At 45.9% G+C, this 12,355-nt stretch carries 5 protein-coding genes; 2 read left to right on the forward strand and 3 right to left on the reverse strand.

The annotated features are described in order from the left end of the window. Positions 1-72: 72 nt before the first annotated feature. Positions 73-1,335 carry a retropepsin-like aspartic protease gene (locus SDE_RS15290; protein ID WP_011469398.1) on the reverse strand — a complete coding sequence of 421 codons (1,263 nt, stop codon included), beginning with the start codon at positions 1,333-1,335 and terminating at the stop codon, positions 73-75. A gap of 286 nt (positions 1,336-1,621) precedes the next feature. Between SDE_RS15290 and SDE_RS15295 the strand changes: the two genes are divergently transcribed. After that, complete coding sequence (locus SDE_RS15295; protein WP_011469399.1) at positions 1,622-3,478, forward strand: hypothetical protein; 1,857 nt, start codon at positions 1,622-1,624, stop codon at positions 3,476-3,478. A 146-nt stretch (positions 3,479-3,624) separates the two neighbouring features. On the opposite strand, the gene SDE_RS15300 is transcribed toward SDE_RS15295, so the two are convergent. Continuing rightward, positions 3,625-7,950: a glycosyl hydrolase gene (locus SDE_RS15300; RefSeq protein ID WP_011469400.1), complete on the reverse strand. Its 4,326-nt coding sequence runs from the start codon at positions 7,948-7,950 to the stop codon at positions 3,625-3,627. 824 nt (positions 7,951-8,774) lie between these two features. On the opposite strand from SDE_RS15300, the gene SDE_RS15310 reads away from it, so the two are divergent. Then, positions 8,775-9,947, forward strand: a complete 1,173-nt coding sequence (locus SDE_RS15310) for a helix-turn-helix domain-containing protein (RefSeq protein ID WP_011469401.1) — start codon at positions 8,775-8,777, stop codon at positions 9,945-9,947. Between the two features lie 361 nt (positions 9,948-10,308). On the opposite strand, the gene SDE_RS15315 is transcribed toward SDE_RS15310, so the two are convergent. Further along, positions 10,309-12,330, reverse strand: a complete 2,022-nt coding sequence (locus tag SDE_RS15315) for a carbohydrate-binding protein (RefSeq protein ID WP_011469402.1) — start codon at positions 12,328-12,330, stop codon at positions 10,309-10,311. Positions 12,331-12,355 lie beyond the last annotated feature (25 nt).

Consider the following 12,355-nt stretch of genomic DNA (forward strand, 5'->3'; position numbering starts at 1 on the left):
CCGAAAACTCACCGGCTAACGATTTATTAACTGTCAACGGTCCTCTGTAAGCTCTCCCCTCAACTATCCTTTTCAACTATCCTTTTCAACTATCTTTTGCTCTAACCCATTAACCATTAACGTATATTCTATTTGGGGGCTATATTTTAAGCTCAATAACCAGCGCACTTTTTCGCAGCGGTTTTTATCGTTAATGGTACCTACATCTACACCATTAATATTCCATACGGTGTGACCAAGCTGTACGCCCCTACGCTCCGATTCGCTGCCTTTACCTATATAACTCACTTGTACCTTATCGCCATCCAAACGGAACTGAACTTGCGATTCAACGGGCGGTTTATAATCGGTATTGTAGGCGTAGAAATAGGCTTTTTTATTGGGGTAATCTAAAGTAACAATGTGCGATTTTAAAATTACGGCCCCCAGCAAACTTGGCGCTTTTTCACGTACACTCGCGTTTATATCCGTTAGCTTTAGCTTGCCTATTGCAAGCGAATCTATCGGCACTTGTACCACATCTTGCTCATGCGTTAAGCGCGCTGCAGATTCAGGGGCATAGGCACGCGCTACAATATTGCCCATATAACCTAACTCACCTTGCACTTCGCGGACATTATTTATTGCCTCGTACGCTGGTTCCGCTAAGGCAACAAGTGTTGGCGCCCCAGTATCAAACATTAATTTATCGTTAAGATGTTTTCCCACTTTGTAATCAAAAATTGGTGCGAAGGGGTAGCCAAATTGCAATAAAGGCACCTCTTTAGTGTTTTTACTTTTCTTTACATACTTTAGCGCTTTAACCGAGCTAGCAATGGTAAGCGTGTTGTCTTTAGCATTTAATTGCCATACAGCTTGAGGAAATAAATCTGAACCTATCACGCCGCCATCTAGCACGCAGCCACCAATTGGCAAATGGGACGGGTCAAAAACCAGTGCGGTAAAATCACTGAATGTAATACCACCAAGCTGCAGGGTATCTACCTGATACTTATCCATAGTAACAGCTACGCCATTGGCGTCTGTGCCGGTGTTCTTGGCCACAGCTCCATGCTGCCCCACAGGCTTTAAGCCTGCTGCCTGCGCAGCTTGTGTTGTAATAACCGTAGGCGAGCCACTATCAAATATAAACCTAAACTCTTTATTGTTTATTTTGGCGCGTAAAAATATTTTATTGTTTTCGACAACAATAGGAATAACCTCGTTAAATTCTTTATGCGACAAACTTGGCGATTTAGGCGCCTGCGCACACACAAGCATAGTGGCCCCCAAACTCAACATAACCATAAGCAGCTGAAGTAACCTATAACTACTACCGAGCATACTCTTATTCATTTAGTTATCTCCTTTAAGATTCACCTTTAAGAATCCACGTTAATACACCCCATTTAGGCTCGCTATTATTTACGACCCAGCGAAAACCCAATTTGTTCAATTCTGCACGCCCACAACAGTGCTCACTACCTATTCATGCGAAATAGGTCTAAAAAACGGCGTTGAACTACTCATTTACACACGCATTGATAAGTAAAATATTTATCGCATCACAGTATTACTCATCACATTATCACCCCACATTTATTGCACGCGTTCAACTAATCATGCGAAAAGGACCCCGACCATGAGAAAACTTATAGTTAACATATTCGTCATACTCTGCAGTATTTGTATTGCTGCAACCTCACAGGCCGACAGTTTACCTAGCGGCGGCTCTGTAAGCGGCCACTTAGCTGCAGGCGATATAGACCCATACACGTTTAACGGTAACGCTGGCGAAGCCGTTACTATTGTTATGGAAGAACACACCACATCCTACGGCCAAATATATATTTACAAACCAGACGGTAGCTATTGGACTTATGCGAACAATTTGGCGCATTTAACCTTACCGGTAAGCGGCACTTATACCGCGGCTGTTAAATTTTCTAGCACTGCGCAAAGTGGCAATTACACGATACGCTACGTTCGTGGTGGCGATAGCGTAGAAAACGGCGTGCTCACCAGCGGCGAAACCGCTAGCGCTAATCTGCAAGCATTCGATATAGATAGCTTTACATTCGGTGGTGGCGCAGGAGAAGCGGTAACCTTAATGCTTGATGAAAGCGCAAGTAGCTACGGCCAAATGTACTTTTACAAACCCGACGGCAGCTATTGGACCTACGCCAATAATTTAGCGCATTTAACATTACCGCAAACAGGAAGCTACACCGTAGTAGTGCGACTTTCTAATTATATCCAGCAAAGCAATTACGATTTACATTTTGTACTAGGGGGCGATGCCATAGAAAACACACTGCTGCTTAGTGGCGAAACTCACAACGAAACGCTAACCAGTTACGATATAGACAGTTACAACTTTATTGGCAATGCAGGCGAAGCCATTACCCTAATAATGGATGAAGACCAAAGCAGTTATGGCCAGATGTATTTTTATAAACCCGATGGCAGCTATTGGACCTACGCCAATAACCTTGCGCACTTAACGTTGCCACAAACGGGGCAATACACTGTGGTTGTTCGCTATTCCAACTTTATCCAAGCCGGTGATTACGCCTTACATTATGTGCGCGGTGGCGACGAAGTAGAAAATGGCGATTTCACTAGCGGTGCAACGCGCACAGGCAACCTGGCCGCATTAGATATGGATAGCTATAACTTTAGTGGCAATGCCGGCGAAACAATTACGCTAATAATGGACGAAGACCAAAGCAGTTATGGCCAGATGTATTTTTATAAACCCGATGGCAGCTATTGGACCTACGCCAATAACCTTGCGCATTTAACCCTGCCGCAAACGGGGCAATACACTGTTGTTATTCGTTATTCCAACTTTATCCAAGCCGGCGATTACGCCCTACATTATGTACGCGGTGGCGACGAAGTAGAAAATGGCGATTTCACTAGCGGTGCAACGCGCACAGGCAGCCTGGCCGCATTAGATATGGATAGCTACAATTTTAATGGCAATGCGGGCGAAACAATTACGCTAATGATGGACGAAGACCAAAGCAGTTATGGCCAGATGTATTTTTATAAACCCGACGGCAGCTATTGGACCTACGCCAATAACCTTGCGCATTTAACCCTACCACAAACCGGCGAATACACGGTTGTTGTGCGCTATTCAAATATTACTCATAGTGGTGATTACGCGCTGCATTTTGTGCGCGGTGGCGATAATGTAGAAAATGGTGATTTATCCAGTGGCAGCACGCAGTCGAGCAACCTGAATAATTATGATATGGATAGCTATACATTTAGCGCGCTAGCTCAACAAGAAATTGTTATAGCCATGAGTGAATCTGTATCTAGCTATGGGCAAATATTTGTTTACAAACCCGATGGTTCCTATTGGACCTATGGCAACAATTATTTAAACGTTACTTTACCCACCAGTGGCACTTACACCGTTATTGTAAGGTATTCCACTATAACCCACAGCGGGCCATATAGTCTTAGCTACGCTATTCAACTTTAGTTAACACGCAATATATTTTTACACTTATGTACTATGCTGAGCTTAGGAATGAGCATTGACCTTTGGTAACAGGCCCTGAATAAAGCTTATATATAAAAAGCTCCCCCGAAGGGGAGCTGCTGACAAACAAATCTAACTGTCGTAAGTTAATCTGCGTAGATTTCAAAATCCCACAGTGAGTAACCGTAACCTGTGCCACGCTCGGTACCTAGTACACGAATATAGCGGCCAGACGCGAATGGCAGAATAATTTCATCTGTACCGCCATCGCCTGCGGTTTCGGTGTAAACGGTAGTCCAATCAGCCCCATTGTTTGAGGTTTGAATGTTATAGCCTTTACCGTATGCACCTTCCCAGTTAAGTACCACTCGACCAACAGGATACACTTCACCCATATCTACAGAAATCCACTCACTGTCTGTCCAAGCACTGGCCCAACGCGTGCCGGTGTTGCCATCGGTTGCATTAGCGGCGGTTGGCTCTGCCCATTCCGATGAAGAAGCACTCGTAGGCTTACCTAACGCCAAATCACCTTCTGGTACAACCACTACAGGTTTTAGTGCACCGTAAACATCGAAACTAAACAGAGAGAAGCCGTAACCAATGCCGCGCTCTAAACCAAGCAGGCGCACGTATTGGCCAGTAGCCGTTACTGCTAAGTTATCTATACCGCCATCGCCAGCTTGTTCGCTGTAGGCAAGCGTCCAGTGTACGTTATCGTCCGAAACCAATATGTCGTACTTGCTTCCGTAGGCATTTTCCCACGTTAGGTTAATGCTAGATATTTCATAAACATCACCTAGGTCTAACGTAATGGTTTCGTTATCGTTCCACTCGGATGACCAACGGGTGCCGGCATCACCATCACACACAAAGCTTGGTGCTAACGCGCCTTCTTGCGATGAGGCTGTAGCGGTACACGCTAATGGTGCAGTTGGGTCTACTTCTGGCTCTGGCTCAGGCTCAGGCTCTGGCTCTGGCTCTGGCTCTGGCTCTGGCTCAGGCTCTGGTTCTGGTTCTGGTTCTGGTTCTGGTTCTGGCTCTGGTTCAGGTTCTGGTTCAGGCTCTGGTTCAGGTTCTGGTTCTGGTTCTGGTTCTGGTTCTAGTTCTGGGCTTAACGCATCGCCAATGTTTAACCAGTTAAGGTTAACACTTGCACCAAATACCAAGCGCACATCGTGCTCACCTGCAGTAATTTCCAAATCGGTATCCACAGTTGCCCAAGCTTGCGCATCAGCTGCTGCAGGTACAGGAATTTGGCCTTTCTCAACACCGTCTACCAATACGGTAATGGTGCCGCCGGTTTCGCTGTTTACACGTACCGCTACGTTGTAACTGCGAGTCGCTGGGTTTATTACGTTGTATTCAACCCAAGAGCCAGCAGCGTTCTCGCCCATTTGCAAGAAGCCATTTGCATCAGTAGTAGGTGCTACACGTCCACCGCTTTGGTAAGCGTAAGCTTCTGCTTCAATATGCTTTGGTAAAGTGTGAATGCTGTCTTCACCGTGCACAGGCATGTTGATGTACGCGCTGCCTAGCTCGGTAAGTACACCCGACTGGCGGTAATCAAACAAACCGTTGTACGGGTGACCATTGCGACGACCAGTGAACCACGCATAGCGTTCTACATTTTCGTGTTGCTCCATGTAGTCTACTGCTTGGGTCATAAAGAAGATTTGCTCTTCTTCTGTGGTGGTATCGTCCCATGCAGAAAACTCGGTCATCCAAATTGGAAGGTTGTATTTTGCAAACAGATCGATATACCACTCGATGCCGCCAACACCACCCATGTAAGCATGGATAGAAAGCGCATCTACACGGCAGTCAGGGCACACTTCGAAGAAATCGTCAAAGTAATCAATGGGGTCGTAATAGGTAGTGCCATTTTCTGTTACACAGTTGCCACAGAAGTTCATAGCAACGGAAACAATTTTCAAACCAAACTCATCGGCTATGGCTTCTAAACGTGGCCACTCGGCTGCCGCCTGCGAAGGCGTCATGTTGGCTTGCTCTAAGAAGTTAGGCTCGTTGAACGCAAGAATGTATTTAACGTCGTCGCGGTGCGCATTGATGTAATCGCGCATTGCTTGATCGTCAAAACCACCGTTCCACGCCATAGGTACAAACTCTACGCCGTAGTTTTGGTAAACATCTTGAATCAGTGAATCTGGCTTAATAGACCAGTTGTACCACCAAGAAATACCCTGCGAAATAGCTTCGAAGTCGGCAACTGAGTGGTGACCAAAACCAAGTCCGCGCTTATCGCTGCGCGATAAACCGTAGTTATCGTCAACAGTAATAATGGCTGCAGTTTCGTCTGTCGCTTGGCCGTCGCTTACAATTAAGCTAACGCGGTAGTTACCTTCTTTTTCAAAGTCGTGACTTACTTGTACGCCGGTTGCAGTAGTACCGTCACCAAAGTCCCAGGTATAGGTAAGCGCATCGCCGTTTACGTCGCCAGATTGGCTCGCGTCGAAATCAACACTCAATGTTGCAGGGCCGCCATTTACAGAAGGCTTAATTGCAGCCATCGGTGCGCGGTTTACAGGTTCACTTGGGTTAACAATTTCCGGTGTAGATGCACCACCACCGCTAATATAAATATTGTCAATTGCGAGGCTTTCTATTTCGCCAAAACCTAACAATTGAAATACTTGACGCACATCGAACATATCTAAATCTTGTGCGATATCAGACATCGGTATAACTAAGTCGTGCCACTGACCGTCGCGTGCGAAACCGTATGGGTCGTTACCAGGGGTAAACTTAATCCACACTTGACCGATGTCGTTTACGCTGCCGCTCTTAATGCCCACTTGGAAATCAGTTTGATCTGTGGTTTTCATTGAGAGGTGTAATTTCGCATCGGCGTTATCAAACGCAGAAAGGTTAAAGCCTTCGCGAGCCGTTAAGCCCATACCGAACCAACCTTGACCGGTTGATTTCAAATGCAGTGATGCATTGCCTTCAACCACTTCGCCTGGCAATAGCTCTAAGGTATCAGCCCAAAGAAATAAATCACCTTCTACACCAAAACCAAAGTTACCTGCGCTCATATTTTCTGGGCTTTCGGTGTAAATACCGAAGCTGCCAAACTCTGGGCGAGGTAAAGCAATACTGCTTTTTAGATAAATGTCGTCCACAGCAATTTGGAATGCTTCTGCTTGGCCTGGGCCAGACATGCTGAAGAAAGTTTTGATGGTTTCGAAATCCATCGCGCCGAATTTAGCCAGAGGAATATTCACCTCATGCCATTCGCCGTCGCGCTCTAAACCGTACTCTTCACCGCCGTTTGCCAATACAACAGCACCTTCACCGCCAGAGGTACTGGCCATGTTAATGCTGATATCGGAGGTAGCGGTTGTCTTCATCATGAAGTGCAGGTAGCCGTGTTTGTAGTTGCGCATGTTGTAGTCTTTATGCAAAAGACCCATGCCCCACCACGCATCTGGCGCCACATCATAAGCCAATACAGAAGTGCCTTCGTACGGGTCTATGCCCGCTACTTCCATATTGTTCCAAATGTACAGGTGCATACGATCACCCCAGTTCAATTCATTGAACACGGGGGTCAAATCGGTCATTACGCCGAAGTCACCGGTTGGTAAGTTTTCGTTTGCGTCAAACACTTCGGTGAATTCGTTGCTGTATAAGCGCACGTAGTCCACAAGCATTTGTGCAGGGAAATCTGCAGTAATAAGCGCTGGGTCTTCAATTTCTACAAAGTTCCAACCACCTACAGCCAAGTTAAGCAGCAAATGCTGAGCACCGTGAAATTCCGACATGTTTGGGTCGGTAATATCCATGGTGAAATAGGTATTGTCGTTTACAGAAATAGATAGCTCGCTAGGAGTCCACTCTAAACGATAGGTGTGATACGCCTCGTTCATAGGCGTTGTAACATGCGTTTCGGCATGAGCATCGGCCTGCAACCAATCACTCCAATCGCCACTTTCGTGCCACCAGTGCACAGCACCAGACACCGCAGTATTGGTGGTGCCCGCTTCGCGCGCAGCCTTGTAGCCGGCTTCTAAAATATCGATCTCACCAGATTTTGGCCAGCCGTCTACACCAAAGTTATCACCCAAAGTCCAAAACGCTGGCCACAGGCCATCGTCTAACTTAGGCAATTTAATTCTTGCCTCTAAGGTACCGTATTTAAAAGAAAAGCGACCATTTGTATGGAGACGTGCAGAAGTAAACTGCTTACCTTCCATCTCTTCGCGGCGCGCCTCAATAACGAGGTTGCCGTCTTCAATGCGTGAATTGGTGGCATTGGCGGTGTAGTACTGCAACTCACCATTGCCGTTACCACTACCACCCACATTGTAAGACCATATGCTGCGGTCAATTTTATCGCCTTCGAATTCGTCGGACCAAATTAGGTCTTGGGCGACGAGTTGCGAAGAAGCGGTAAGTACACCTAGCGAAAGCAGGAGCTTACTCAGCTTGAAAGTATTTCGCGTTGTCATAGTGAATACCTGAGTTATGTATTGTATTTATTGTGTTGTTCTACACCCATCTCAGTGGTGCAAATAACCATTGCCAATTGAGGTGCACGGCTAGAAACAGCTCGGGTATTTATTCCGTTTTTATTCCCCGAATGTAACCTGCGCAACGAGCAAAGAAGCGCATAAACCCATGCATTAGCAAAGTGGTGCCTTTGGGGTGTGCCAAAATATGCTGGCCGACGCTCGGCACGACTCACTGCGAGGTCAACACGCCCATTGGGTTGATACCAAGGTAAACCTCTCCAAAACAAGGTGCGACCGAGTTGTGCAACTCGAACGGAAAAGAGTAAAAAAGGCGTAGTTTGATTATTTTTAACTAACTCGAACGCCCATCAAAGTCCCGTGGTTACTGATATTCACCACAAATAAGGGACGAAACGGACCAACAGCAAGACGAAGTGGACAGGGCTAATTTACACCCTAATTTTGTAAAAAATTGCCCCTAGGCCACCCCCATCAAACACGCTAAACTAACGCTTGCAGCAGGGTTTACAGTAATGAGTGTGCGTGGTTATATGCAGTGCTGCGCCAGCGCTAAGCCGGCTAGCCATTTGAGAATAAGTAACAAAAAACGCTGCCAATCTGCATAAACTGGTACAGCGAAACGCACAGTGGTACGCCCAAGCTTATAAATATTTGAAATAAACAACCTTAGGCAATCCACTATACTAATTACAACGGTAATAAGGGCCCTTTTGCAGTCCATCCCAGTATTGGCAACATTTGCGATTGCATTACTGAATGCATAATAAAAACTAACCCTCGCACTAGGTATCATCTCCACTATGAATCTTGTTGTTTTTAATTTTCATGACGTTGTACTCTGGATGACAGCCATGCAGTGCCTGTTGTTTGCCGGCCTTTTATTGGCCACGAATACAAGCAAAAACATAAGCATGTACTTTCTAGCAGCCTTTCTTGTGGCCCACGCGCTAATACCTTTGCACGAGATGATTCTGTGGGGCGCAGAGTTCAAACTGCGAGTGCGCAACAATTGGCCCGAGGTGTACTTTATAGGCGCCGCCGCCTATTACGTGGATGGTGCACTGCTATTAATGTGTATTAAATCGCTGGTGTTCCGCGATTTTAAGTTTAGAAAAACAGACCTGCTGCACCTTTTGCCTTTGGCTGCATTTATTGTGTTTATGAGCATTGCCTTTTATAGCCATAGCTATGCCGAACGCTTGCACCTTATTAATAGTGAAACCTTTGTGTATGGTGCAGGTTACACCTTTATGGAATTTTTCAGCAAGGTTGTACGCTTTGGCTACTGCTTTTTATGCTTGCAGCTAGTGTTTAAATATAAGCACCTGCTTAAATCCACCCACTCCAATGTAGAAAAAGTAGATATAACGTGGATAAGCATGCTTGTTGTGGGCTTTATGATAGTAATGGGCCTAGAGGCCATACTCGCGTTTTCTAAGGTTATCTTTTTGTTTAAGCCCTACCATATGGATTTCTTCCAAAAAATGGGGCTTACCTGTTACTACTCGCTATTTCTGCTAGTGAATCTTTTGGTGTTTACAGGCATTCGTTACTTTTCTAGCTTCGAGCCAGTAAAAGAAGAGCCAGAAAAACCAAAAGACGGCGCCAAAAAGAAAATATCCGATCACTTACTTAACCCAGACTTAGCCCGCGAAATTGACGAAGCCATGCGCGGCACCAAATCCTATATGGAACCCGATATCACCCTCGAACATTTGGCCGACGAGCTATCAATTACCGCACGCGACCTATCCATGATTATTAACCGCCACTTTGGTGTTAATTTTTACGAATTTGTAAACCGCTACCGTATAGAAGAAGCGAAAGCAATGCTGGCCTCGCCAAAGCATAGCGATACAACAATTACCGATATATACCTAGCGGTGGGGTTTAATAGTAAGTCGGTTTTTAATACTTTCTTTAAAAAACTAGTAGGCACAACACCTTCGCAATACCGCAAAGAGTTAGCATAAGAACTAATAATGAGCGAGCAATAACACTAAACGGCTTAATCCAAATAGGTACTTGGTTCTAGCATTTATCCCGCACAAAAAAAGCTCGCCGTAGCGAGCTCAGTTTATTGATAAACCTCTCTATTATTTTAGCGAAGAGCCTAATCCTTCTAAATCCGCAAATTCTAAGGTTGAAAGCTCAAAAAACGTATGAATATATCCCTATAACTTGCTCAATTCGTCCATGAATTGAGCATTTTTGATCTTTCAACCTTAGAATTTACTCGCTGAATTGCCTAGATCAAGTTTGTCATCAGTCTGAGCTCGCCGTAGCGAGCTTTTAATTTTTATTAATCACCAGTTTGTAACTAATGCTTAAAATTTAATTACAGCCAGAATTAAATCTATCGGCGCCATCCCAAGCGCAGTTTCCACCAATACATTGGGCTAAATTATTATTGAAGCTGTTGGTACCGTGGTCGAATATTTTAAACCAACCGCCGTCATCCCACACTGCCGTAGGCTGGCCTTTTGCCGAGGCATAGCTCGCGTCGAACAGCTGGTACCAATAGCGAATATTATTGCACTGCATGGCGCTGTAGCGGCTGCCCCAACCTACGCCCCACTCGCCAATATACACAGGCATACCTTGGCCTACGCCGTTTGCCCAGCTTTGCATTATATCCATTGGGTTACCCACGTTAGATAGCGTCCAAGCATCGGCGTAATCGCCTTGGTTATCGCCACTAAACGACCACGGGTCGTAATGGTGAAAAGTAGCCATTACATATGCATCGGAACCGCCGCCAACATCATTAAGGTTTGGCCATACGTTTGCCATTTCACCTGCACCAAACCACTGGTTGCCACCAATAATAACGATTCGCTGCGCATCTATCGCGCGAATTTTGTTATAGGCTTTGCCCGTCATAAAACGCAAATTGGCGGGGGGCATAGGCGACTTATTGGCATCGCTTAGGTGTGGCTCGTTTAATATTTCAAATAGCAAACGGTGATCTCTGTCTTTAAATATATCGGCAATATCTGCCCACAGAGTTTCTAACACCCACCAGCGATTATTGGTTTTTAATCCACCTTCGTGATGCGCATTAATAACCACGTACATGCCGGGTAGCGAAAGCGCGTAATCTACTACTTGAGTAATTACAGCTAAGCGAGAGTGGTTGCGATTGACTGCGCCTACATTTGCATCTGCAACAAGCCTGTTTCCGCCTACGGCTTCAGTCCAAGTAATAGGGATGCGCACATTTCTGTAGCCCATATTGTAGTAAGCATCTATTTTACTTTTTGCAGCATTAAATGTTCTTGGGTGTTGCGTACTTTCGAACATTTGCCCCAAATTAAACCCCTTGCCCATGGCTGCCGCTGCTTGCTTAGCAGTAATACCGGTACTTGGAGGGTTTATATCATCACAGCTCTCTGGTGTAGCTTTAAACCAGTTTATATTCCAGCCACCAGTAATCGCACTAATACCGAAATTCACATTGCCAGCAGGTAAAAGCGCCGAGCCTGTTACCGTTGTCCAATTTTGCCAACCACCCGTATTGGGCAAAGTAGCGGTATCAAAATTCTCTGCGCCAGCCGAACCCTGCAAATTAAAACTGCCGCCATTAGGGCTAGCCACACGGTATTCAAAATTGTACACCTGCGTGCTGGGGATATTCACAGTGGCATAGCTAAGCCAGTCGCCAGCATCTATCCACCCCACATTTAAGCCGCCTCCGGTATCACTTGTGGTTTGCGTTCTAATGCCGCTCATTTGATCGTAATTTTCGGCCTCGAATACAATGCTCGCGCAGTTCGAAGGTGGGTTAATGGGCGGGTCGATTGGCCCACTGCAATCTAAAGGTACGAACTCCAGCCAATTAATATTAAACCCGCCGCTTGGCACACCAATACCAATAGACTGCTCTCCTGCCGCTAATGTCACTGAATGAGAAAGGGTTTGCCAATTTTGCCAGCCACCCGTGTTGGGTACATTCATAGTTCCATACAAGGTTTGACCGGCATTGCCCTCTAACCGAAGTACACCGCCGCCATTTCTACTGGCAACGCGATAGCGCACCTCGTACTGCCCTGCAGCAGGTAGGTTAACTTGGTAACTAAGCCAGTCGCCGGCGTCTATCCAGCCCACATTTAAACCGCCACCAGTGTCTGCCGTGCTTTCGGTTTGAATACCACTCATTGCCACGTAATTTTCGGCTTCAATGCGTTGAGTGTCACATGCAGATTGCGCAAAGCTAGATGAGGAACACACTAATACCACGGCCGCTAAAGCCGATTTGTTGATTTGCCACATAATAGAACCCTTGTTGATTATTTTTTTAGGGGTGCCACGGCCTCGACCAACCAGTGCTGAAGCCGTAACAGTACCAATCAACATAGGCCGCCATAGCCACGCATGCGAC

The organism is Saccharophagus degradans 2-40, from assembly GCF_000013665.1.
Taxonomy (GTDB): domain Bacteria; phylum Pseudomonadota; class Gammaproteobacteria; order Pseudomonadales; family Cellvibrionaceae; genus Saccharophagus; species Saccharophagus degradans.